This window comes from Marivita sp., assembly GCF_020055635.1.
Taxonomy (GTDB): Bacteria; Pseudomonadota; Alphaproteobacteria; order Rhodobacterales; family Rhodobacteraceae; genus Marivita.
This window is the reverse complement of the sequence record NZ_JAIPUT010000009.1, coordinates 67622-90357: the sequence shown is the minus strand read 5'-3', so window position 1 is coordinate 90357 and position 22736 is coordinate 67622. Positions and strand designations below refer to the sequence as shown.

Sequence of the window (22736 nt, the reverse complement as noted above, 5' to 3'; positions counted from 1 at the left end):
GTAAGGAGACGCGAGATGGGTAAACCGATCATGGCAAAAGCCACCGCCGTCTGGCTGGTGGACAACACGACACTGACCTTCAAGCAGATCGCGGATTTCACCGGGATGCACGAACTCGAGGTGCAGGGCATCGCCGATGGCGACGTGGCCGCGGGCGTCAAGGGGTTCGATCCCATCGCCAACAACCAGCTGGACGCGGATGAGATCAAGAAGGCGGAACAGAACCCGCTGCATCCGCTCAAGCTCAAGGTCTATGCCGCCGCGCAAGGCGAGGAAAAGCGCCGTGGTCCGCGCTACACGCCGCTGTCCAAGCGTCAGGACCGCCCGGCGTCGATCTACTGGCTGGTCAAATTCCATCCGGAACTCAGCGATGGCCAGATCTCCAAGCTTGTCGGCACGACCAAGCCGACCATCCAGGCGATCCGCGATCGGACGCACTGGAACATCAACAACATCCAGCCGATCGATCCGGTGGCCCTTGGCCTGTGCAAGCAATCCGAACTCGACGCGGCCATTGCCAAGGCTGCGAAAAAGCAGGAAGCGGTGATGACCGACGACGAGCGCCGCAAGCTGGTCTCGACCGAGCAGAGCCTTGAAATGGATGCCGAACCGCGCCTGCCAAGCGCCATCGAGGGGCTGGAAACCTTCAGCCTGTCGGGTGGTTCGGAAGAAAAGGAGAAGAGCGACAGCGATTACGCCGACGCGGACAGCTTCTTCAACCTTCCGGACGGCACCCATGACGATGACGACGACGATGAGGATGACGACGATCCGCGCCGCTGATCGCGCGATCTGACCTGTCGAAAAAAAACCCGGCCCGGTTTGCGGAGCCGGGTTTTTTGCGCCCTCTTGGGCCTCAGGACGACTTGCGCATTTCCTTCGGGGCACCGGTGGCAAGATCGGTGCCCATGTAGCCTTGGCCGTCCTCTTTCCACGCGGCAAAGCCGCCGGACATATGGGCGATGCGGTCTTCGCCATGTTCCAGGCATTGTCTCGCGACCTTGGCCGACCGCACGCCCGATCCGCAGTGGAACACGATCTGTTTCGTCGACTGGTCAGGCATGTGATTGGGCTGGAACGCCTGCATCGGCGCCAGCAAAGCACCGTTGATCCGCTCCAGGGCGAATTCTTGCGGCGTGCGGACATCGATCAGGATGATCCTGTCCTCGGCAAAGGCATCGGCCACTTCTTGAGGGGTCCAGTGTTCAAGCGTTCCGTGGTCGGTGGTTTCCGTGTCCATGCGGCGTCTCCTAGAATCGGTTCAGTGGAATTTTCAGGTAACTGCGGCCATCCTCTTCGGGCGCGGGGGCGCGTCCGGCCCGCAGGTTCATCTGCAAGACGTGCAACATCCGGTCCGGCAACACGAGCGTTTTGTCCTTCGCCTCGCGGCGCGCGATGTAATCGTCCCTGCTGACGCCACCGCCGATATGGATGTTGTGTCGTCGGTGTTCGGCCACCGTCGCTTCCCATGCCGGTTGGGCGCGCTGATCGGTGCCGTAATCATGCCCGACGAACAGCCGCGTGTGGTCGGGCAGGGCAAGGATGTCCTGCAGGGACTGCCACAGGTCCGCCGCCGTGCCCCCGGGGAAATCCGCCCGCGACGTGCCGGCATCCGGCTGCATGAACGTGTCATGCACAAAGGCCGCGTCCTCGCCCACGACATAGGTGATCGACCCCAGAGTGTGGCCGGGCGACAACATCACCCGTACCGGCAACGATCCTATCTCAAACCTGTCGCCCTCGGCAAAAAGGTGGTCGAAATCGCTTTTAGGGTCGAAGGCATCCGGCATGTGGTAATAGTCGCGCCACAGTTCGGCTATGTCCTTGACCATTTCCCCGATGGCGTTGGGCTTGCCCAGCTTGTCCTTCAGATAGGAGGACGCCATCAGATGATCGGCGTGCGGATGGGTGTCGAGAATCCAATCGATCTCGATACCTTCGCTGTGCGCGAAACGCAAGATGGCGTCCACGCTGTCGGTCCTGGTGGAGGCATCTTGCGGGTCGAAGGTCAGAACCGTGTCGATCAACGCGGCCTTGTGGGTTTTCGGATCGGTGACCAGGTACTGGATGCTGCCGGTATCAGCATCATGAAATCCGGTCACCTCTGGTGATCCGTCGCCTCGAGAAGGACTCGTGCGTGAGTATGTCATGATTGCTCCCCTTGGTGTTTGGCCCTCAACAGCAGGGAAACGGAACAGGTTCCATTTTTGGAAGATGTCCTTTCGAGGCAGTTTTCCCGTCAGACCGGCTTGCGCGCGTTCATCGCCGCGGTGATCGTGCCTTCGTCAAGGTAATCCAGTTCACCGCCGATCGGCACGCCTTGCGCCAGCGAGGTCATCGTCACCCGGCCCTCAAGCTGATCTGCGATGTAATGCGCCGTGGTTTGTCCGTCGATCGTGGCGTTGAGGGCCAGAATCACTTCGGTGATCTCTTCGCTGTCCACCCGCGCCGACAGCTTGGGGATGCGCAATTCCTCTGGCCCCACCTGATCCAGCGCCGACAGGGTGCCGCCCAGAACGTGATACCGGCCTTTGAACACGCCCGACCGCTCCATTGCCCAGAGGTCGGACACGTCCTCGACCACGCACAAGAGACCGTTGTTGCGCTGGTTGTCCTGGCAGATGTCGCAGATGTCCTGCGTGCCGATATTGCCGCAGTTCAGACATTCCCGCGCATCGCGGGCCACACGCGTCATCAACTCGGCCAATGGCCCCAGCAGCAGCCCGCGCTTGCGGATCATGTGCAGCACGGCACGACGCGCCGACCGGGGCCCCAGCCCCGGCAGACGCGCCATCATCGCGATGAGCGTCTCGATATCGCCGCCGTCACGCATGTGTCAGGTCCAACCGATAGAGAAGGGGGGTGTCACCCACCCGGCTCAGAACGGCAGGTTCATCCCCGGCGGCAGTCCCAGACCTTCGGTCAGCTTGGACATCTCTTCCTGCGCCTTGGCCTGCGCCTTCTGCTGGGCGTCCTTGATCGCGGCGAGGATCAGGTCCTCGACCACTTCCTTGTCGTCGCCGTTGAAGATCGACGGGTCGATGTCCAGCCCGGTCAGTTCGCCCTTGACGGTGGATGTCGCCTTGACCAGCCCCGCGCCGCTTTCGCCGGTGACGGTCATGTTGGCCATCTCTTCCTGCATCTCGGCCATCTTGCCCTGCATTTCCTGCGCGGCCTTCATCATCTTGGCCATGTCGCCCATCTGGCCCAAACCCTTGAACATGTCTCTCTCCGAGTTTCAGCGCCCCTTGATCGGTGGCGCGGTGTAAAAGATCATCCCCACACATATTGCAGCGATGATGGCGATGAACAAGGCGGGCGACCCGACGCAGCCTTCCGCCATGGCGAGTTTTCGCGAGGCGGGGGCGAGCATGGTCAGGAAGGTGACGAACGCGGTCCAGCCCAGCACCACCGCCAGCGATCCCCACTGGCTCTTGAACCGGAGCGCCGCGACAGTGCCGAGGAACAACACCAGGGCGGCGGGCGACGACGCCAGGAACACCGCCTCCTGCACCGCGGTCACGGATGTGCCGTCCCAATCGGGCCGTTGCACGGCGCAGGATTGCGCCAGCGCGGCCCCCGGCAGCAGCGACAGGATCAGCCCTCCTCGAACGGGTCCCATTCGTCTTCCACTTCGGGCAACGCCTCGGCCTCGGCCACGGCGGCAAGTTGGTCGGGTGTGCGCACCTCTTCGATCACCGCGCCGGGAAACGCCGCCAGGACGGCCTTGACCAGCGGATGTTCCGCCGCTTCGGCCTTGATGGCCGTCACCGCCGCGTCGCGGGTCTCCACGATGGTCGGCGCCTCCGATCCGTTCACCACCGTCACGCCCCAGCGGTTGCCGGTCCAGCGCTGCAACGCGCTGCCCAGCCTTTGCGCCAGGTCGCCGGGCGCGTTGTTGGTCGGCGTGAATTCGATCCTGCCGGGTTGATAGGCGGCCAGCCGGACACAGCCCTCGACCTCGACCAGCAGCTTGACGTCCCGGTTGGCCCGGATCAGTTCAACCACGTGCTCGAAGGTCGGATAGCGCGCCAGCGCCTGATCGGTGGCAACCGCCAGGGCCGCTCCGCCGTGGGACGCATGTGGACCCGAGGACGATGCATGTGTCGGGGCAGGGGTGCCCGTCGCCTGTGTCCGCGCCGCCCCGACGCCCGCGTTCATGCCTCCCCCGGGTGAAGGCGGCGGCGGTGGCGGCGCGTCCTGAAGTCGCTTCAGCAGATCTTCGGGGCTGGGCAGCTCCGACACGTGGGTCATGCGGATGATCGCCATCTCCGCCGCCATCATCGCGTTGGGCGCCTGCGCCACCTCGTCCAGCGCCTTGAGCAGCATCTGCCACAGCCGCGTCAGCGGCCGCATCCCCAGAGCCTCGGCCAGTTCCTGACCGCGCTGTCGCTCATCGGGGCTGATCGTCGGGTCTTCCGCGGCTTCCGGCGTGATCTTCACAACCGAGATCCAATGGGTGATTTCGGCCAGGTCGCGCAGCACCGCCATCGGGTCGGCGCCATCGGCATATTGCGCCGACAGTTCGGTCAGCGCGCCCGCGGCATCGCCCTTCATCACCAGATCGAAAAGGTCAAGCACGCGCCCCCGGTCGGCCAGGCCCAGCATCGCGCGGACCTGTTCGGCGGTGGTTTCTCCGGCCCCGTGGCTGATCGACTGGTCCAAGAGCGAGGTTGCATCGCGCGCGGACCCTTCGGCGGCCCGCGTGATCAGCGCCAAGGCATCATCTGAGATCTCGGCCTTTTCGCGTGTCGCGATCCTGCGCAAAAGCGCGATCATCATCTCGGGCTCGATCCGGCGCAGATCGAAGCGCTGACAGCGCGACAGGACAGTGACCGGAACCTTGCGGATCTCGGTTGTGGCGAAGATGAATTTCACATGCGCGGGCGGTTCTTCGAGCGTCTTCAAGAGTGCGTTGAACGCCGAGGTGCTCAGCATGTGAACTTCGTCGATGATGTAGATCTTGTAGCGCGCCGAGGCCGCCCGGTAATGCACGGAATCGATGATCTCGCGGATGTCGCCGACCCCGGTGCGGGATGCCGCGTCCATCTCCATCACGTCGACATGACGCCCTTCCATGATCGCCACGCAATGCTCGCACTGGCCACACGGGTCGGTCGTCGGCCCACCTGTGCCATCGACGCCGATACAGTTCAGCCCCTTGGCGATGATCCGCGCCGTGGTGGTCTTGCCGATGCCGCGAATCCCCGTCATCACGAACGCCTGCGCGATGCGGTCCGCCTCGAACGCGTTCTTCAGCGTGCGCACCATCGCCTCTTGGCCGACAAGATCGGCAAAGGTTTCAGGACGATACTTGCGTGCAAGCACCTGGTAGGGGGTGGTTTCGGACATTGGCAGACACTTCCTTGCGGTCGGCTGTCAGGCTATGCGCTCCGTGCCGGGACGTCCACCACGCGGATGCGATTTCCACAGATTTCAGAGACCCGTCACAGCAGCCAGAGCATGATGCCGGTGGCCACCGAGCCAAGCGACAGCCCGGCCGAGATCCAGCCCATCTTCTGCGATGACTGGCCGTCGGCCTTGTGATCGTCCATGCGGCGCTGCGCTTCATGGCTGTTGCGCCACGCGGCCCAGAAGATCAGCAGCGCCACCACGATGAACATCGTCGCAACCGCCTGGGCGATCCAGGTCGGCTCCACCGGTCCGAACAGCGCCTTCAGGCCAAGCGCAATCGCGATGCAGGCCATCCCGGTGCGCATCCAGCCGGCAAAGGTGCGTTCATTGGCCAGAACCGTCCGGTCTTCGGCCCAGTTGGTGCGGCGTTCCGCAAGATCCGTCTTGTCCGTCATATGTCCTCATGCGTCCGGTGCGGGGCCTACCCGTTCCACCGCACCCGGCCCGCCTCTGAAACGTCATATCCGGTCAGCGCCGCGGCATGGGCCGCGAAATCCGAACTGCCCAGAAACCGGATGAACCGCTGGAACGGCGGCTCGAAATAGGCCCGGCGGCTGACCAGAAGGTCAAAGCGCTCTTCGATCAGGGGAACGAAGGCAAGCTTGTGTTGCTGGGCCAGCGCCGCAAGCCCGAAGGTCGCGTCCGCTTCGCCCGAGGCCACATCCAGCACCGCGTCCGTCTCGCTCCGGGCCACGGGGCGCATGCGGATCGTGTCGGGCAGGAGATCGGCCTCGCGCAACACATGCTCGAAAAGCGTCCGGGTTCCGGCCCCGACCTGTCGCGGGGTTACGGTCCGGCCGGGCAGATCGGCAAGCCCTGTGATCTGAGTCGCCATGTCGGGATGCACCGCCAAACCGCGCTGGCGCCTGGCGAAACTCAGCAGCACGACCGGCGATCCGGCAAATCCGGCCGCAACCGAAGCTACGTTCCAGTCATTCGTCGCCGGATCGAACATATGCAGCCCGGATGCCAGCCCTTCGCGCGCGACAAACCGGTCCAACCCGTCCTGCGAGCCGTCGAAATAGGTGGCGATCCCGGATTCCGACTGGCGCAACGCCCAGTCGAGCAGGGGGTCGTGGCTGCCCAGAAACACCGATGGGCGTGCGTCATCGGTGTCGGCCTGACCGGTCTGGCCCCGCTCGATCCAGCGCAGCACAGCCTGTTCGGGGAACAGCAGTTTTCCGGTCACCTTGGAACAGGGCACGGTGCCGCTGGCGGCAAGGTCATAGACCTTGCGCTCCTTGATGCGCAGCAGCGCCGCAAGCTCCGGCACCGTCAGATAGCGGTTTTGCGAGGTCGGGTCGGTATTCATCATATCAGCGCAACCATGCCCGACTGCCGGGACCGCGGCAAGCCGGGTATTGGCGGCAAGACGTGGCCGGCAGAACGTCGCGGGGGCTGGCATTTGCCTCCGGACTCTGCATGCTGTGGGTGTGACCGGGCCGCATCGTTGGTGCGCCGCGCATCGCCTGACTTTCAAGCGGATGAACAGACATGACCGAGACGGACAATTCGGATCTTCGCGACGGAGAAGTTCTTTGCGACGGGCCGGTTGCGCCGGATGCGACCGTCCAGTTCATCGGTACGATCCGGACGCCCTTTACAACGCGCGACCTTTGCCCGCGGCAGGGCAGGCTGGACGGGCCGGAGTGTCGGCTCGAACTGCTGCCGCAATGGGAACCGGCGCTGGACGGGATCACCAGGTTCGCGCATCTCGACGTGCTTTACTGGTTGCACCAATCGCGCCGCGACCTCGTGCGCCAAAGTCCGCGCAGCGATGGCGCCACCACGGGCACTTTCGCCCTGCGCTCTCCTGTCAGGCCGAACCCGATCGGCGTGTCGCAGGTGCGGTTGATTCGGCGGATGGGCCCGGTCCTGATCGTCAAGGGTCTGGATTGTCTTGATAAAACGCCGCTTCTCGACATCAAGCCAGAGCGCTGTGCCTACACACCGCAGGCACCGTTCAAAAAGGCCGACCGCGACAAATAGAGGCATAATGCCTCGCCTCGCCACTTCGTTACAAATGGAGCGTAGGCGGAGCGCACAACATCGGGTAGAACGCTGCAACGCAGACAAAAAAAGCAGGTCTATGTCCGAGCAGTTTAAGAAGTCCGGGCTCACGCCCGAGCAGCCCAGTGCAAAAGACTGGGTGAAGGTCCTCGCCAAATACCGCGAACCCAGTACGCTCCGCAGTTCGTTCGAACTCGCCGTGACGATTGGGCCCTTCGTGGCACTCTGGGCCGCCGCCTGGGTGGCGCTTGATGTAAGCTATTGGCTTGCCTTCCTGATATCGATGGTCAACGCGGCTTTCTTGCTGCGGCTGTTCATCATTCAACACGATTGCGGTCACGGATCGTTCTACACGAACCGCACGCTGAGCGACTGGCTGGGCCGAGTGCTCGGGGTGCTGACGCTGACGCCCTACGATGTCTGGCGCCGTACCCATTCGATCCACCACAGCAATGCCGGGCATCTCGACCGGCGCGGCATCGGTGACGTGCACACCATGACGGTTGCCGAATACAAGGCGCTAAGCCCTTGGAACCGCTTGATGTATCGGCTGTACCGGCATCCGGTGGTCCTGTTCGGCCTGGGGCCGGGGTATTTGTTCTTCATCCAGAACCGCATTCCTCTCGGTCTGATGTCGCAGGTCCGCTACTGGGCTAGCGCGATGGGGACGAATGCGGCGATCCTGGCGGCGCTTCTGGTGATCCTCTATTTCGGCGGCCTGATGCCGATCCTGTTGATCTACCTGCCCTCGACGCTGCTCGCGGCCACCGCGGGCGTCTGGCTCTTCTATGTTCAGCACCAGTTCGAAACGACATTGTGGGACAGTGAAGAGGATTGGCAACTGCACGACGCGGCGCTGCACGGCAGTTCGCATTACGTGCTGCCCCCGGTGCTCCAGTGGTTGAGCGGCAATATCGGCATCCACCATGTGCATCACCTTTACAGCCGCATCCCGTTCTACAGGCTGACCGAGGTCGTGCGCGATCACGCCAACCTTGCCGAGCATAACCGCATGACGATTCGCGAAAGCTTTGCCAATGCGCGCCTGCACCTGTGGGACGAAAGTTCCCGGCGGTTGCTGTCCTTCCGGCAGGCCCGCGCTCTCTAGGGCGCACCGCTTCTGATGCCGGGCCTCACGCCCGGCTGAACCCCACACGCAAGACATGCAAAAGGCCGCCCCGAAAGGCGGCCTTTTGCATGTCTTGCGAGCGGTGGTGATCAGCGCTTGGAGAACTGGAAGCTCTTGCGGGCCTTGGCGCGACCGAACTTCTTGCGTTCCACCACGCGGCTGTCGCGGGTGAGGAAGCCGGCGGCCTTGAGCGCGCCACGCAGGGACGGATCGTAGAGCTGAAGCGCCTTCGAGATGCCGTGCTTGACCGCACCGGCCTGACCGGACAGACCGCCGCCCTTGACGGTGGCCATCACGTCGAACTGGTCTTCGGTGCCCGAGATGGTGAAGGGCTGGCGCAGGATCATCTGCAGAACCGGGCGCGCGAAATACGCCTTCATTTCCTTGCCGTTCACGCTGACCTTGCCCGAACCCGGCTTGATCCAGACGCGGGCGACCGCATCTTTCCGCTTGCCTGTGGCATAGGAGCGACCCAGCGCATCACGCTGCGGCTCACGCGGGATTTCAGCCACTTCCGGCGCGGCATCGAGGCCTGCGGCGGTGTTCAGCTCTTCGAGTGAATTGAGTTGCTCAGCCATTATTTCGCCGTCCGTGTATTCTTGGAGTTCATGGACTTCACATCCAGCACTTCGGGGCTCTGCGCCTCGTGCGGATGGTCGGAACCTGCATAGACGCGCAGGTTGGTCATCACCTTGCGGGACAGGCGGTTGCCCGGCAGCATGCGCTGAACAGCCTTCTGGACGACGCGCTCGGGGTGGGCGCCTTCGAGGATCTGCTGCTTGGTGCGGGACTTGATGCCGCCCGGATAGCCGGTGTGCCAGTAGAAGTTTTCGTGACGCTTGTTGCCGGTCATCTGGATCTTGTCCGCATTGATCACGATGACATTGTCACCCATGTCCATGTGCGGAGTGAAGGTCGGCTTGTGCTTGCCGCGCAGGCGCGTGGCAACGATCGACGCAAGACGGCCCAGAACGACGCCCTCGGCGTCGATCAGGATCCATTTCTTGTCGATGTCTGCCGGTGTTGCAGAATAGGTTTTCATCGTGGGATGTCCCTGACGTTGGATTGGTGGTTCAGGGCGCAGGCGCCCCGTGTGTTCCGATGGGCGGGTTATAAGGATTGCGAAATCCCCGTCAAGCGGCGTTATTCCGAATAAATGAAGCAAAATCAGATGGTTGAAAATAAGGTATTATATTACCCCACTGAAAACCGCCCGATCACGTCTCGCCGAGTTCCAGCTTGCGGTAGATGAGGTACTTGTCGAAGCTTTCGGGGGCCGCATTGCCGTCATAGCGCGGCGTTTCGGTGAACCCCAGCCGGTCATACAGCGCCAACATGGAACTGTTGCCGCGCACCGTGTCGGCCAGGATCGTGGTCGCGCCAAGCTCGACCGCCTTTGCGATGCGCATCTCGATCATCTTGCGCCCCAGCCCGTAACCCCGCGCCAGGTCGCGGACAAACAGGCGTTTCAACTCGGCCCGGTGATCGTCGATCATGCGCACGAATCCGCAGCCCAGAAGATATCCCGACCGATCCCGCGCCAGCACGATCCCGCCCTTGGGGGGCAGGAAATCGTCTATGATATCAAGGCTGGACCGCACCTCTTCCTGCACCGAAAGCCCCGGGCCGCCGACCGTCATCAGCCGTTCGAGGATCTGCGCGTAATATTCTGTCAGGATCTCGGACAGTTCGTCCAGGTCCGGGCGCGCGTCAACAAAGGCCAGGGTGATGTCTAAAGCCATGCTTGGTCCAGGGGGAAGTGAGTCGTCGCGGCGAGCCTAGCGACCGTTCTTTGGGCAGGCGACCATTTTTTAACCATTCCACGGAGAAATCAGACACTTATCTGCTCTGGCGGGTGTACAAGAAGATCATGCAGCTGGTGCATGGCCTCTTCGAAGGTCGCAAGCGGGATTTGTGCGTTGATGGCGATGCGCACGGCATGCGGAGCGCGCCCGTCGCGCAGCGCGAATTCGTCGGCCGACCGGATCTGGATGTCGCGCGCCTCGGCCGCCCGGCAGAACGCGGCGGCGCGCCAGCCTGCGGGCAGGGGCAGCCAGAGGAACGGAACATCCTCGTGCCAGGTCAGGTTATGCGCCCCCAGCGCGTTCACCGCGACCCGGACATAGGCCGCCATGCGGTCCCGGATGGCGGCCGCAATGGCATCCGTTTCCGGGCTTGCCAGGATCTGCTCGGCCACTTCCGCCAACGGTTGGGCGATGCCGAAGAACCCGTATTCCGCGATCTGGCGCAGGTCCGATCCGCGCCCCGGCGGGGCAATGGCAAAGCCGAGCCGCAAGGCCGGGGTCAGCACCTTCGAGATCGACGCCACGTGCCATGTCCGCTCCGGCGCGAGGATGCGGTAACTGGGCGCCGTTGAATCGGTCCGGCGGTAGCAGTCATCCTCGATGATCTGCAGATCCAGCGCGCGGCATATCTCGGCGATCTCCCGGCGTCGCGATTCCGGCGTGCACAGCAGCGTCGGATTGTGCACGTCCGGAGAGGTGCAAAGCACCTGGGCGCCGGTCCGCCGCGCGATGGTTTCGAGCGCGTCCGGGACGATCCCCTTGTCGTCGGTCGGAACGCCCGCGACCTCGGCGCGCAGCAGGTCGGCGGCGCGGCGAAATCCGGGATAGGCCATCTCTTCGACCAGCAGTGTCGGGCTTGGCCCCCGCAGGATCGCTTGCAGGATCACGTTCAGCCCGTTCTGCGCGCCGTTCACCAGCACGATATCGCTTTCGTCGATGCCGCCCAGCGGGATGGTGCGCAGCCAATGGACCGCGGCCTCACGCAGCGGCCTGTACGCCTCGCGCGTCGGATAATGCAGCAAGCGCTCTGGCGCGGTTTCTCCGATCCGGGCGAAGGCCGCACGCAGCAGCGCCACCTGTCCGAGATCGGGAAGCTGCGGGCTGACAAGCGACAGCTTGCCGTCCTGCATCGGCACCGAGACATATTCGCGTCGCGGCGCTGCCCCTTGCCGGGAACGATGGGCCACGTAAGTGCCGCGTCCCACCTCGGCCACCGCATGTCCGGCATCGGTCAGCAGCGTGTAGGCGCGTGCCACCGTGCCCGGCGTGATGCCCAGGGACCAGGCCAGTTCGCGCACCGGAGGCAGCCTGTCGCCCGCGCTCAGATCGCCGGACCGTATGGCGGACTGGATGGCATCGGCCACCCTCCGGTATTTCGGTCCGCTTCCCGACTGAGGAAGCCTGACGATGTGCTCTGGAGATATTGTATCCGACACAATCTTTCTCTGGATCGTACAATGCTGAGAATGTATCGCATTTTGTATCGTGTTAGCGCAAGTCGTATCACGAATTAATAACATTGTGTCGATACATTCAAGGAGTCACCCATGACACACGCAATTCATGCCCCGCAGATCGCCTATCTTGGTGCGCAGTCCACGCTGTCGCCGCTGGCTGTCGTGGCGTTGCGAGTCGCGGTGACCCTCACGAAATGGTCCGAACGCAGCCGCACGCGGCGTCATCTCAAGGCGCTTGACGATCATCTGCTGCGTGATGTCGGTCTGGATCGGTTGACCGCCCACCGGGAGGCCAACCGGAAGTTCTGGCTGATGTAATCCCTGTGTCAGCTGGACCTCTGGGGGCGCAAGGACCGGCCTTGCGCCCCTTTTTTTGGACCCCGGTCAGCCGTTGTAAAGAACGCCCCAGCGCGCCAGCAACCGTTGCTGCAACTTGCGCGACCGGATCGCATAGGACTTGCCCCCCGGCGGGCTTTCGCGTTGCTCGCGGCTCAGGGCGTCGCGCCGTGGCAGGTCTGCGGAGAAGAATGCGAAGGCCAGTTCGGTGCCGTCGGGCAGGTCGATGAACCCGCCCAAGCCACTGACGAAATTCAACGTTCCGGTCTTGGCGTGAACCGAAATCAACGGGTCTTCGATGATCTGGCGTGTTTCCGTCCGGATCGGATGTGTCTTCAGAAGTGGTTTCAATCCCATTGAATTTCGCGCGGTTATCAACGCCTTGACCATGTCCCGCGCTGACATTCGGCTGTCATCGCCCAGGCCGGAATGGTCCTCGAGCGCCACCGAGGACATGCCCAGCCTTTCCTTGGCCCAGATATTCATCGCATCGGCAGAATCCTTCAATGCCGTCACCGGCCCCACGCGTTGTGTCGTGGCGGTCAGCCCGATGCATTCTGCGGTGATGTTCGTCGAATAGCTCAGCATGTCGCGCAGGATGATCCGCAGCGGCGCGCTTTCGTGCACCACGACCTCACGCGTTCCGCCGGGCAGCGTGTCGATCAGTTCGGGTGCCTTGAGCACGATGCCGTTCGACCGGGCCAGCACCTGGAACACCTCGGCGGCATAGCGCGCCGGTTTGCGCACCGGAAGCCAGCGCGCGCCCCGGTCGCCCAACGCCCCGCGCGCCACGGTCCAGTTGTCGTGGTCGCCGCCGTCATCATAGGTGTAGACCGGGTATCGGCGCGGCTCGATCCGCATCCGGGCGGCCTTTACCTCGGGGCGCAGGCTGCCGGACCGGGCGTCCATGCTCACGGCATAATCGCTGCCATTCCGGATCCATTCGAAATGGACCCGGTTGAAATTCAGGTTGAGTCCCGAAATCCCCGGATTGTACCCCACCTGGTAAGGCTGTTCCGCATCGATGCCGTTCAGCGATGGCAACGCGCCATCCCAGACCAGGAAACGGCCCGTCACTTCGGTCAGGCCCACGTCTTCGCGCAGCCGTCTTGCCAGGTCCGCAACCGCGTCCGTGTCGAGAACCGGATCGCCGCCGCCGACAAGCACGAGGTCGCCGTCGAGCCTGCCATCCGTGATCGGCCCCGCCGCCAGCAGGCGGGTCTTGAAATGATAGCCCGGCCCCAGAACATCGAGCGCATAACAGGCGGTCACGGCCTTGGCGACGCTGGCGGGGGGCAGGCCGCGCAACGGATTGTGCGATTCGAGGACCAGCCCGGTTTTCACATCCGCAACCTGGACGCTGATCCTGCCGGGCAGACCCGCCTCGGCGATCAATTCGCTCAACGGTGCCTGGTATGTCTTGAGCAGGTCGCCACCGCGCAGGGCAGGGCGCAGCGAGGTTTGCGGAGCAAGGTCGGATTGCGCAAAAGCGGCCGGTGCCAGCCCGGTTGCTGCAAGGCCGCCCAGGACGGCGCGACGTGAAAATTCCCGTGTCATGTCGCGGATGTAACCTGACGGATCGCGAGGTGACAAGCACACGGTTTGGTGATCTTGAAGACTGCGCGAACAGGCCGTTCCCGGTCGCGTGATGCCGGGTCAGTCCGCCTTGTCCCAGACCCCCGACGCCCGCAGTTCGGTCGAGCTGACCGGCAGCATCGGCATGTTGACGAAACACCAGGCGGGGGTTTCCTGATCCGCGAGAATCCGGGAGGCCCGACCGGGCAGGCGCGCCGCGCGATATTGCCGGGCGGTGCGCGAATGCAGCCCGGATTGCCGCCAGCCGGGCCGGGCGAGGACGCCCAGCGGCACGGCGTGAACGATGTCCTGCCAGCGTTGCCAGCGGTGAAACTGTTGCAGGTTGTCGGCCCCCATCAGCCAGACGAACCGGACGCCGGGACAGGCGGCTTGCAGTGCATCGATCGTTTCCGCGGTATAGCGTGTGCCGACCCGCGCCTCGAAATCGCTGATGATCACGCGGGGGTCCTGCATCATCTCCTGCGCCCGGCTTATCCGCAGGTCCAGCGCGGCGGGCCCGTGTTTCTTGAGCGGATTGCCCGGCGACACAAGCCAGATCACCCGGTCCAGCGCAAAGCGCCGCAGCGCGACGCGGGTCAGATGCACATGCCCCGCATGGGCCGGGTCGAACGATCCGCCCAGCAGACCGACGCGCATGCCGGGCCGCAAGTGAGGCCGGTCCGGCGGCAAGGTTACTGCGACCACTCGGGGGGACGTTTTTCGAGAAAGGCCGCGATGCCTTCTTCGGTGTCCCGGTGCAGCATGTTCTCGACCATGACCTGTCCGGTATGGGCATAGGCGTCGTCCAGACCCATCTGGGCCTGTTCATAAAACGCCTGCTTGCCGATCTTCACCGCCGCCCCCAGCTTGCTGGCCACCAGCTGTGCCAGCTCTTGCGTCGCAGGGGCCAGGTCGTCGGCGGGGACAACCGTGTTCACCAGCCCCAGCGCCTCGGCGCGGTGGGCGTCGATGAACTGGCCGGTCACCAGCATCTCGAACGCCTTCTTGCGCGGGATGTTGCGTGACAGCGCCACCATCGGCGTCGAACAGAACAGCCCGATATTGACGCCGTTCACCCCGAACCGCGTGCCCTCGGCGGCCACCGCCATGTCGCAGGAGGCGACCAGCTGGCACCCGGCGGCGGTGGCGATGCCATGCACCTGCGCGATCACCGGCTGCGGCAGGCGCTGAAGCCCGGTCATCACGCTTGTGCAGCGGTCGAAGAGATCCTTGAAATACGCCTTGCCGCCATCCTCGGCCTGTCGCCCGGCCGTCATCTGCTTGAGGTCATGGCCCGCACAGAATGCCTTGCCCGCGCCCGAGATCACGACAACCCGCACCGACGTGTCGGTTTGCAAACTCTCGATCTGGGTTTGCAAAGCCTCCAGCATTTCCTCGGACAGCGCGTTCAGACGTTCCGGCGCGTTCATGTGCAAATGGCACACCGCGTTTTCATCGTGACGTTCCAGGATTTTCATCTTGTCCTCCCAGTGACTTGAGGCGACTCTAGCGGTTCAGGGCAGCGGAGGAAAGCATGGCGCTCAAAGTTCCGGCAGATGAAATGGCACTCTATCTCGACGAGGTTTTCCCGCAGGTCAAAGGCATGTTCGGCATCGACCGGCTGGATGAAGACCTGCTGGTGATGCGTCTGCATGCCGGCGAGCAGCATCTTCGGCCGGGCGGCACCGTGTCCGGTCCCGCGATGTTCAGCCTTGCGGATGTCGCCGCCTACGTGGCCACCATGGCCCGCATCGGCAAAGAGGCGCTGGCGGTCACGACCAACTGCTCGATCGACTTCATGCGCAAACCGGTGGCCGGGGCGGACGTGATCGCCCATGCACGGGTTCTCAAGCTGGGCCGCGCGCTCAGTGTGACGGATGTCCTGCTGTTCTCGGACGGCCAGCCCGATCCGGTGGCGCGGGCAACGTTGACCTATTCGTTGCCCCCTAAAAGTGCCGCCTGATCAAAGCAGCCAGATCAAATGGGCCCTGATCACAGCCGCATGTGGCGCGCCCGCGAACCGCGTTCGATGGCCGCCGCGTGCAACCTGTCCAGCTCCAGTTCGTAGCGGATTTCCTCCAGCAGCCGAAGCTCGGCCTCGCGCAGCGTGCCATCGGCGGCCGCGACATCGCAGGCCAGCGCATAGGCGGTTTCGAACAGCCGTTCGGGCAGGTTGTCGCGGATCAGGCCGAACAGCGCATCAAGCCCGTCTTCCTGCTCGAACAGCTCGAACACCAGCCCGGACATCTTGGGAATCCGCGTTTCGTCATATTCGGCGAAGACCGGCAGGTTGTTGACTGCCGTGTTGATCTTGACCAGTTCGGCCGTCCGGATTCTCTCGTCCGATGCCGAAACGGCGATCATCAGCGCGATCAGACAATCTTGCGGGCTCAGCGGGTGGGTGTCGTCGTCTGTCACGGGTGTTGCTTTCTGGAATGACTTGTCACTGTTGTGCAACTTATTGACCCGACCGCGCCCCCGCAATAGGGAGTGCGCCTTGAAGGTCGCGCGCGTGCGCGACGCCCCCAGGAGTACAAGAGCAATGTCCGATCTGCGCGAAGCTGCAATGACCTCAAAGGCGTGGCCCTTTGAAGAGGCGCGCCGGTTGCTCAAACGCTACGAAAAGGCACCGCCGGAAAAGGGCTATGTGCTGTTCGAGACCGGCTACGGTCCGTCGGGTCTGCCGCATATCGGCACCTTCGGAGAGGTCGCGCGCACCACGATGATCCGCCGTGCCTTCGAGGTGATCTCGGACATCCCGACCAAGCTGATCTGCTTTTCCGACGACCTTGACGGCATGCGCAAGGTGCCGGGCAACGTGCCCAACCCCGACATGCTGCGCGAACACCTGCAGCGCCCGCTGACCGATGTGCCGGACCCGTTCGGTACCCATGACAGCTTTGGCGCGCATAACAACGCGATGCTGAACCGGTTCCTGGACACGTTCGGGTTCGAATACGAATTCATCTCCTCGACCGAGTTCTACCGCACCGGTCGGTTCGACGAGGTTCTGCTGCGTGCCGCCGAACGTTATGACGCGGTGATGGCGGTGATGCTCAAATCCCTGCGGGACGAACGCCGCGAGACCTATTCGATCTTCCTGCCGATCCATCCCGACACCGGCCGCGTCCTTTATGTGCCGATGAAGAATGTCGATGCCGCCAAGGGCGAGATCACCTTTGACGACGAGACCGGGCGCGAGATCACGCTTCCGGTCACCGGCGGCAACGTCAAGCTTCAGTGGAAACCCGATTTCGGCGCACGCTGGGCGGCGCTCGATGTCGATTTCGAGATGTACGGCAAGGACCACAGCACCAACACGCCGATCTATGACGGCATCTGCGAGATCCTCGGCGGTCGCAAGCCCGAGCATTTCACCTATGAACTGTTCCTCGATGCCAATGGTCAGAAAATCTCCAAGACCACCGGCAATGGCGTCAGCATCGATGAATGGCTGACCTATGCCAGCACGGAATCGCTGTCCTATTTCATGTATCTCAAGCCCAAGACGGCCAAGCGGATGCATTTCGACGTGATCCCCAAGGCGGTCGATGAATACCACCAGCAACTGCGCGCCTACCCGACGCAGGACGTCACGCAGCAGGCCAACAACCCGGTCTGGCACATCCATTCCGGCGACGTGCCAGCGTCGCAGATGGTGGTGCCGTTCTCGATGCTGCTCAATCTCGCGTCGGCTGCCGGGGCCGAGGACACCGAAACCATGTGGGGCTTCATCAAGCGATACGCGCCCGACGCCAGCCCCGAAACCCATGCCGACCTGGATCAGGCGGCGGGCTTTGCGGTGCGCTATTACAACGACTTCGTGAAACCGACCAAGACCTTCCGCGCGCCCGACATCAAGGAACGCGACGCGATCGAAGACCTTGCGGCACGACTCGAGGCGCATGACGGTCCGACCGACGACGAAACGCTGCAAACACTGGTGTTCGCTGTCGGCAAGGATCACGGGTTCGACCCGCTGCGCGACTGGTTCAAGGCGCTTTACGAGGTGCTTCTGGGTCAATCTCAGGGTCCGCGCTTCGGCGGCTTCATCGCTCTGTACGGCGTCGATGAGACCGTGTCCCTGATCCGCAAGGCCTTGGCGCACGAACTGGCCTGAGCCGGGAATTTTGCCCATCGCGAGTCGCGCGCTACCTCTGGTTCAGCAACCAGAGGTGACCCCATGCGCAAACTCATCGCCGGACTGACCCTTGCCCTGTCGATGACCGGCACGCTTTGGGCGCAAGACGTTCTCGCGCCCGAACCGGCCATCGAAGACACCATCCAGAGCCAGATCGACGCCTTCCTGCAAGACGATGTCGGCACGGCCTTCACCTTTGCCGCGCCCAACATCCGCAACATCTTTCGCACTCCGGAAAACTTTGGCGCGATGGTCCAGCAGGGTTATCCGATGGTCTGGCGCCCTCAAAGCGTGACCTTCGGCGACCTGAGGTCGATCGCGGGCGGGCTTTACCAGATGGTGATCCTGACCGATCGGGCCGGAAACCTGCATTACGTGGATTACAGGATGTCGATGATCGACGGCCAATGGCGAATCTCCGGCGTTCAAATCCTGAAAGCGCCGGAGGTTGCCGCCTAGCGTGCGTTCCGTCGACGGAACGCTGCGATGCGTCACCGCATCGCCCGCGCCAGGTCCTCGGCAGTCAGCACATAGGCCTTGCCAAAACCGCCATTGAGGTTTGCCCCCAGCGGCGTGAAGCGCACCAGCGCGAAATCGGCAAACCCGATGTAAAGCTGGGCTTTGGGCTGTTTCACCAAAAACGCCTTGGCCAGGGCCGGGTACTCCGCATCGCCATGCCGCACGAAACGGGCGGTCGCCTGCAAGCTCAGGCGCGGATGGGTCAGCGGATCCCCCTTGCCTGTCGGCTCTCCGATCAGCAACGAACAGACCGGGTTTTGCTGCAGTGCAGCGCTGTGATGACTGAGGTCCGAGATCAGGCTCAGCGGCGCGCCTTCGGGCCCTGCGACCAGCGCAACCCGACTGATCATCGGCGCCCCATTGGTCTTGTCCGTATAGGCCAAGGCGGCGAACCGGGCGGCGTCGATCAGTTCGCGGGCCAGGGCGCGGGCGTCCTCGTCGGTGGGGCGGATGGGTGATTTCATGTAACTGATCCTGTCCTCTGGCGGGGGTGTGGCAATTTTTATGCTGCACCTGCACAATAAAACTGTACCCTCTGGCCGAATCGAAGGAACAGACCATGCCCGGCCACGTCATCACAGTTGCGCAGCAAAAAGGCGGCTCTGGCAAGACCACCGTGTCCGCAAATCTTGCCGTCGGCTTCCTGCGCCAGGGCAAGCGCGTGGCGCTTGTCGATATCGACCCGCAAGGCAGTCTTGGCCGCTGGTTCATGACCCGGATCGACACAGGCTCCGGACCTGTGGAGAACCTCGAATTTGCCACATCCTCGGCGTGGGGCATCACCTACGAGGTGCGCAAACTGTCGGATTCTCATGACATCGTCATCATCGACACGCCCCCCAAGGCCGACAGCGACCTGCGCCCGGCGCTGCGGGTGGCCGATCTCGTGATCGTGCCGGTCAGCGTCAGCCATGTCGATCTCTGGGCCACCGAAGGCGTGCTGGATCTGGCACGACGCGAAGACAAGGAAGCGATGATCGTGCTCAACCGCGCGCGGCAGAACACCCGGCTTGGTGCCGAAGTGGCCGAGGCGGCGGAAAAGCTGATGGCGCGCATCGCCGACGCCACTCTGGCCAACCGCGTGATCTATGCCGAGGCTCTGGGGCAGGGCCGGGGTGCCGCCGAGGGGCGCAAGACACCCGCACAGGCCGAGGTAGACGCGCTTACCTCCGAGGTGGCACAGGCGCTGGCAAACGGGTAAGGGCAGGGCACCCGATCAAGGAGCCTGCATCATGACCGACCTCGACGCCCTGAAAGCCGTGATCCGCGCCGACAGCGCGGCGCGCCGGCAGACCGTGTCAAAGCTCGGCTATTTCTGCGCGCCGTTCCGGCCCGCATCGGGCCCGTACTCCGACAAGGTGATAAAGGTCTATCGTGGCCTGCGCGATGCATCAGCCCTCGACCGCCTGGCGCAGTGCCATGACGATTACGTGGCCGCCCTCAACACCGCCGGGGTCGCCCTGCCGCAGACCGAATTTCACCTTCTGGACATGGACGGCACGCGTATCCCGGTGATCGTGCAGGAGGCGCTGCCCTCGGACAGCATGATGCGCCCGCAGATGCAGACCGCCACGGTCGATGAAACGCTCCAAATGATGGAAGCGGCGGGCGACGTGATCGCCACCTTCTGGAACAATTCCGACCAGTTCGACACCCGCATCGGCTTTCACCCCTCGATCCGCAATTTCGCCTATCTCGACGGGCGCGCGCTTTTTTTCGACACCTTCCCGCCGCTGATCCATTACAGCCGCGAGGAAATGGGCAAGATGCTGCTTCTGTTCTCGGACAAGGCGCTGATGCGCTGGGTCGGGCCGCTGCTTCAAACCAAGGTCACGGGCATTCAGGACGAATGGTATTCGCCCCCCGAAACGCTGGTCGGTCTGGTCGGATCGGCCTGCCGTCTGCGCCCCGATGATGCCGAAGCCTATCTCGACTGGGGCCGCGATTTCACCCAGCGCCGCATGGCGCGCTGGGCGGACGAGGCGCTGCCCGAGTTGCAGGAACCGCCGCGCCTGCCGGGCTACTGGACCGGGTTCCGCAAATTGCTTGGCCTGCAGGGCGAACCCAACGTATCGTGATCTGATCCGGATCAAGGCGGCGGGCGTCTGACTGCGCTATGCAGACCGTCAGGCCAAGACAAGGAGGATTCCATGTATTCCAACATTCTCGTACCGATTGCGCTCGACAACGAAGACGACCGCATCCCCGACTCCATCGCCGTTGCGAAGGCGCTTGCAAAGGACGGCGCAGCGATCACCCTTCTGCATGTGGTGGAATCCGTGCCAAGCTACGCCATGACCTACATTCCCGAAGATTTCATGGTCGCGACCCGCAAGGGCATCAAGTCCGAGATGATGCGGCTGGCGGCCGATCATGATGTCAATTCGGCTGTGATCGACGGTCATGCCGGGCGCTCGATCCTCGACCATGCCGAGGAAAAGGGCTGCGACCTGATCGTGATCGCCTCGCACCGGCCCGGCATGCAGACGCTGCTGCTTGGCTCCACGGCAACCCATGTGGTGCGCCACGCGAATTGCGCGGTTCATGTCCTGCGCTGATTGACAATTCCTGCGCGGGCTGCACCTCCTCCCACGCAGGAGGTGCCCATGAACGATGACCTGAAACTCGACACCCGCAACGGGCTGCCCGATGCGCTCCGCGTGCTCTTGCAAGAGTATCCGCGCGACACCTGGCCTGATCACGACAATTTCGCGGGGCTCGTGGCCTTCTGGCTCGACCGGCACCTGATGTTCCGGCGCCTGATGACCGCGCTCATCACCGATGCCGAAGAGGCGATTGATCGCAAGATCGATCCGCAGACCCATGCCGCCAAGCTGTCGCGCTACGGCTCGATGCTGCTCCAGAACCTGCACGGGCACCACCAGATCGAGGACCACCACTACTTTCCGGTGCTCAGCGCGCGGGAACCGGTGCTGAAGAAGGGGTTCGGACTGCTCGATTCCGATCACCACGCCATGGACGGGCTGCTCAACCGCTTTGCCGACGGGGCAAATGCAGTGATCCAGGGGCAGGGCGAACCGGGGCCCTTCCGCGCCGACCTGCTTGATTTCCAGACCATGCTCGACCGTCACCTGATCGACGAGGAAGAACTGGTGGTGCCGGTGATTCTCAAGCACGGGCCTGCCGGGCTGGGCTGACGGCTTTACTTGCAAGGCGCGCCCGTGGCACATCTGCCGCCACATCACACCGGAGCCCCGCGCATGGACATCGACGACCTGGCCCGCCGCATTCTGAACGGCGAACGCCGCGCGCTCGCGCGGGCCATCACGCTGGTCGAAAGTGGCCGCGCCGACCACCGCTCCGAGGCTCTGGCGCTGTTCGACAGGCTCAAGGGCCACGACCGCGAGGCGTTGCGAATCGGATTGTCCGGCACGCCGGGGGTGGGCAAATCCACCTTCATCGAAACCTTCGGGCTGATGCTGACCGCCAAGGGGCTCAAGGTGGCGGTGCTTGCCGTCGATCCCAGTTCGGCGCGGTCTGGCGGATCGATCCTGGGTGACAAGACCCGCATGGAACGGCTGTCGCGCGACCCCAACGCCTTCATCCGGCCCTCGCCGTCGCAATCGCACCTGGGGGGCGTCGCCCGCCGCACCCGTGAGGCGATCGACCTGTGCGAGGCTGCCGGCTTTGACGTGGTGCTGATCGAAACCGTCGGCGTCGGCCAGTCGGAAACCGTGGTGGCCGAAATGTCGGACCTGTTCCTGCTGCTGCTGGCCCCGGCCGGCGGCGATGAATTGCAGGGCGTCAAGCGCGGCATCATGGAGATGGCCGACATCATCCTGGTCAACAAGGCCGATGGCGACCTCAAGACCACCGCCACCCGCACCTGTGCCGATTACGCGGGCGCGTTGCGCCTGCTGCGCAAGCGTCCTCAGGATCCGCAGGGGTTTCCCAAGGCGATGACCGTGTCCGCGCTCGAGGATACCGGCCTGCAAACCGCCTGGGACGAGATGCAGGCACTGACCGACTGGCGCCGCGCACAGGGCCATTTCGCGGCCCGCCGGGCCGGGCAGGCGCGATTCTGGTTCGAGGCAGAACTCAAGCAGTCGCTGCTGGCCCGGCTCGAACGGGAGCCGCTCAAGGGACTGGTCAAGTCGCTGGCCCAAGAGGTGGAGACCGGAAGCCAGACGCCCAGCCAGGCCGCCGAGGCCGTGCTTGCCCAGCTTGAAGGCCGCACATCCCCGATTTCCTGATCTCAGGATGCGCTCATGCGCGGTTCTTCGTCCTGTCCGGCCTGCGGCCATGCAAAGGTGACGGTCCTCCCGGTTTCAGGAATCGAAATATATGGCGATTCGCGCGTGGTTTCGCCTGGACCGGACTTGACGGCT

General features: G+C 63.6%; 29 protein-coding genes. 12 read left to right on the top strand and 17 right to left on the bottom strand.

Annotation, left to right across the window (positions count from 1 at the left end; translation table 11 throughout):
• The first annotated feature begins 15 nt into the window (after positions 1 to 15).
• A complete protein-coding gene (locus LCF60_RS07050; RefSeq protein WP_292290687.1) occupies positions 16 to 783 on the top strand; it encodes a cell cycle transcriptional regulator TrcR in 768 nt (255 codons plus the stop codon).
• Between the two features lie 73 nt (positions 784 to 856).
• Here the strand turns inward: LCF60_RS07050 and LCF60_RS07045 are convergent, their stop codons facing one another.
• The 8 genes from LCF60_RS07045 to LCF60_RS07010 form a co-directional block, all read right to left on the bottom strand.
• Positions 857 to 1240, bottom strand: coding sequence for a rhodanese-like domain-containing protein (locus tag LCF60_RS07045; protein ID WP_292290686.1), 384 nt, complete (start codon positions 1238 to 1240; stop codon positions 857 to 859).
• 10 nt (positions 1241 to 1250) lie between these two features.
• Positions 1251 to 2150: an MBL fold metallo-hydrolase gene (locus LCF60_RS07040; RefSeq protein WP_292290684.1), complete on the bottom strand. Its 900-nt coding sequence runs from the start codon at positions 2148 to 2150 to the stop codon at positions 1251 to 1253.
• 89 nt (positions 2151 to 2239) lie between these two features.
• Positions 2240 to 2833: a recombination mediator RecR gene (recR, locus tag LCF60_RS07035; protein ID WP_292290683.1), complete on the bottom strand. Its 594-nt coding sequence runs from the start codon at positions 2831 to 2833 to the stop codon at positions 2240 to 2242.
• 45 nt (positions 2834 to 2878) lie between these two features.
• Positions 2879 to 3223: a YbaB/EbfC family nucleoid-associated protein gene (locus tag LCF60_RS07030; RefSeq protein ID WP_292290681.1), complete on the bottom strand. Its 345-nt coding sequence runs from the start codon at positions 3221 to 3223 to the stop codon at positions 2879 to 2881.
• 15 nt (positions 3224 to 3238) lie between these two features.
• On the bottom strand, positions 3239 to 3622 hold the full coding sequence (locus tag LCF60_RS07025; protein WP_292290679.1) for a hypothetical protein: 384 nt from the start codon (positions 3620 to 3622) through the stop codon (positions 3239 to 3241).
• Positions 3598 to 5352 carry a DNA polymerase III subunit gamma/tau gene (locus LCF60_RS07020; RefSeq protein ID WP_292290677.1) on the bottom strand — a complete coding sequence of 585 codons (1755 nt, stop codon included), beginning with the start codon at positions 5350 to 5352 and terminating at the stop codon, positions 3598 to 3600. The genes LCF60_RS07025 and LCF60_RS07020 overlap by 25 nt, the downstream gene beginning before the upstream one ends.
• A 95-nt stretch (positions 5353 to 5447) precedes the next feature.
• On the bottom strand, positions 5448 to 5810 hold the full coding sequence (locus LCF60_RS07015) for a DUF202 domain-containing protein (protein ID WP_292290675.1): 363 nt from the start codon (positions 5808 to 5810) through the stop codon (positions 5448 to 5450).
• 26 nt (positions 5811 to 5836) lie between these two features.
• Positions 5837 to 6730, bottom strand: coding sequence for a helix-turn-helix transcriptional regulator (locus LCF60_RS07010; RefSeq protein ID WP_292290673.1), 894 nt, complete (start codon positions 6728 to 6730; stop codon positions 5837 to 5839).
• A 179-nt stretch (positions 6731 to 6909) separates the two neighbouring features.
• Here LCF60_RS07010 and tsaA point away from each other — a divergent pair, with 179 nt between their 5' ends.
• Positions 6910 to 7404 (top strand): tRNA (N6-threonylcarbamoyladenosine(37)-N6)-methyltransferase TrmO, encoded by a 495-nt coding sequence (tsaA, locus tag LCF60_RS07005; protein WP_292290672.1) that lies wholly within the window; start codon positions 6910 to 6912, stop codon positions 7402 to 7404.
• Positions 7405 to 7504: 100 nt separating this feature from the next.
• Positions 7505 to 8533, top strand: coding sequence for a fatty acid desaturase (locus LCF60_RS07000; protein WP_292290670.1), 1029 nt, complete (start codon positions 7505 to 7507; stop codon positions 8531 to 8533).
• A 110-nt stretch (positions 8534 to 8643) separates the two neighbouring features.
• Here the strand turns inward: LCF60_RS07000 and rpsI are convergent, their stop codons facing one another.
• The 4 genes from rpsI to LCF60_RS06980 form a co-directional block, all read right to left on the bottom strand.
• Positions 8644 to 9132, bottom strand: a complete 489-nt coding sequence (rpsI, locus tag LCF60_RS06995) for a 30S ribosomal protein S9 (RefSeq protein WP_292290669.1) — start codon at positions 9130 to 9132, stop codon at positions 8644 to 8646.
• On the bottom strand, positions 9132 to 9596 hold the full coding sequence (gene rplM, locus LCF60_RS06990) for a 50S ribosomal protein L13 (protein WP_292290668.1): 465 nt from the start codon (positions 9594 to 9596) through the stop codon (positions 9132 to 9134). The genes rpsI and rplM overlap by 1 nt, the downstream gene beginning before the upstream one ends.
• A 175-nt stretch (positions 9597 to 9771) precedes the next feature.
• Positions 9772 to 10296 (bottom strand): GNAT family N-acetyltransferase, encoded by a 525-nt coding sequence (locus LCF60_RS06985; protein WP_292290667.1) that lies wholly within the window; start codon positions 10294 to 10296, stop codon positions 9772 to 9774.
• An 89-nt stretch (positions 10297 to 10385) separates the two neighbouring features.
• On the bottom strand, positions 10386 to 11723 hold the full coding sequence (locus LCF60_RS06980; protein ID WP_292290665.1) for a PLP-dependent aminotransferase family protein: 1338 nt from the start codon (positions 11721 to 11723) through the stop codon (positions 10386 to 10388).
• 183 nt (positions 11724 to 11906) lie between these two features.
• Between LCF60_RS06980 and LCF60_RS06975 the strand changes: the two genes are divergently transcribed.
• Positions 11907 to 12134, top strand: coding sequence for a DUF1127 domain-containing protein (locus tag LCF60_RS06975; RefSeq protein WP_292290664.1), 228 nt, complete (start codon positions 11907 to 11909; stop codon positions 12132 to 12134).
• A 66-nt stretch (positions 12135 to 12200) separates the two neighbouring features.
• Here the strand turns inward: LCF60_RS06975 and dacB are convergent, their stop codons facing one another.
• The 3 genes from dacB to LCF60_RS06960 form a co-directional block, all read right to left on the bottom strand.
• On the bottom strand, positions 12201 to 13709 hold the full coding sequence (gene dacB, locus LCF60_RS06970; RefSeq protein WP_292290662.1) for a D-alanyl-D-alanine carboxypeptidase/D-alanyl-D-alanine-endopeptidase: 1509 nt from the start codon (positions 13707 to 13709) through the stop codon (positions 12201 to 12203).
• A 99-nt stretch (positions 13710 to 13808) separates the two neighbouring features.
• Positions 13809 to 14417 (bottom strand): nicotinate-nucleotide adenylyltransferase, encoded by a 609-nt coding sequence (locus tag LCF60_RS06965; RefSeq protein ID WP_292290718.1) that lies wholly within the window; start codon positions 14415 to 14417, stop codon positions 13809 to 13811.
• A gap of 2 nt (positions 14418 to 14419) precedes the next feature.
• Positions 14420 to 15205, bottom strand: coding sequence for an enoyl-CoA hydratase (locus LCF60_RS06960; RefSeq protein WP_292290661.1), 786 nt, complete (start codon positions 15203 to 15205; stop codon positions 14420 to 14422).
• Between the two features lie 56 nt (positions 15206 to 15261).
• On the opposite strand from LCF60_RS06960, the gene LCF60_RS06955 reads away from it, so the two are divergent.
• Positions 15262 to 15690: a PaaI family thioesterase gene (locus tag LCF60_RS06955; protein ID WP_292290658.1), complete on the top strand. Its 429-nt coding sequence runs from the start codon at positions 15262 to 15264 to the stop codon at positions 15688 to 15690.
• Between the two features lie 29 nt (positions 15691 to 15719).
• On the opposite strand, the gene LCF60_RS06950 is transcribed toward LCF60_RS06955, so the two are convergent.
• The gene (locus tag LCF60_RS06950; RefSeq protein WP_292290657.1) at positions 15720 to 16145 is read right to left on the bottom strand and encodes a tellurite resistance TerB family protein; all 426 of its coding nucleotides are present in this window, start codon (positions 16143 to 16145) and stop codon (positions 15720 to 15722) included.
• A 124-nt stretch (positions 16146 to 16269) separates the two neighbouring features.
• Between LCF60_RS06950 and LCF60_RS06945 the strand changes: the two genes are divergently transcribed.
• Both LCF60_RS06945 and LCF60_RS06940 read left to right on the top strand, forming a co-directional pair.
• Complete coding sequence (locus LCF60_RS06945) at positions 16270 to 17847, top strand: lysine--tRNA ligase (RefSeq protein ID WP_292290655.1); 1578 nt, start codon at positions 16270 to 16272, stop codon at positions 17845 to 17847.
• A gap of 63 nt (positions 17848 to 17910) precedes the next feature.
• Entirely contained in the window at positions 17911 to 18327 is a 417-nt protein-coding gene (locus LCF60_RS06940) for a DUF4864 domain-containing protein (protein WP_292290654.1), read from the top strand.
• A 32-nt stretch (positions 18328 to 18359) separates the two neighbouring features.
• Here the strand turns inward: LCF60_RS06940 and LCF60_RS06935 are convergent, their stop codons facing one another.
• The gene (locus LCF60_RS06935) at positions 18360 to 18851 is read right to left on the bottom strand and encodes a pyridoxamine 5'-phosphate oxidase family protein (protein ID WP_292290652.1); all 492 of its coding nucleotides are present in this window, start codon (positions 18849 to 18851) and stop codon (positions 18360 to 18362) included.
• 95 nt (positions 18852 to 18946) lie between these two features.
• Here LCF60_RS06935 and parA point away from each other — a divergent pair, with 95 nt between their 5' ends.
• The 5 genes from parA (at position 18947) to meaB (ending at position 22601) form a co-directional block, all read left to right on the top strand.
• On the top strand, positions 18947 to 19588 hold the full coding sequence (gene parA, locus LCF60_RS06930) for a ParA family partition ATPase (protein ID WP_292290651.1): 642 nt from the start codon (positions 18947 to 18949) through the stop codon (positions 19586 to 19588).
• A 31-nt stretch (positions 19589 to 19619) separates the two neighbouring features.
• Positions 19620 to 20465 (top strand): DUF6206 family protein, encoded by an 846-nt coding sequence (locus tag LCF60_RS06925; protein ID WP_292290650.1) that lies wholly within the window; start codon positions 19620 to 19622, stop codon positions 20463 to 20465.
• Between the two features lie 72 nt (positions 20466 to 20537).
• Positions 20538 to 20945 (top strand): universal stress protein, encoded by a 408-nt coding sequence (locus LCF60_RS06920; RefSeq protein ID WP_292290648.1) that lies wholly within the window; start codon positions 20538 to 20540, stop codon positions 20943 to 20945.
• A 48-nt stretch (positions 20946 to 20993) separates the two neighbouring features.
• Positions 20994 to 21545, top strand: a complete 552-nt coding sequence (locus LCF60_RS06915) for a hemerythrin domain-containing protein (protein WP_292290646.1) — start codon at positions 20994 to 20996, stop codon at positions 21543 to 21545.
• Between the two features lie 63 nt (positions 21546 to 21608).
• Positions 21609 to 22601: a methylmalonyl Co-A mutase-associated GTPase MeaB gene (gene meaB / locus LCF60_RS06910; RefSeq protein ID WP_292290645.1), complete on the top strand. Its 993-nt coding sequence runs from the start codon at positions 21609 to 21611 to the stop codon at positions 22599 to 22601.
• The last annotated feature ends 135 nt before the right edge of the window (positions 22602 to 22736 follow it).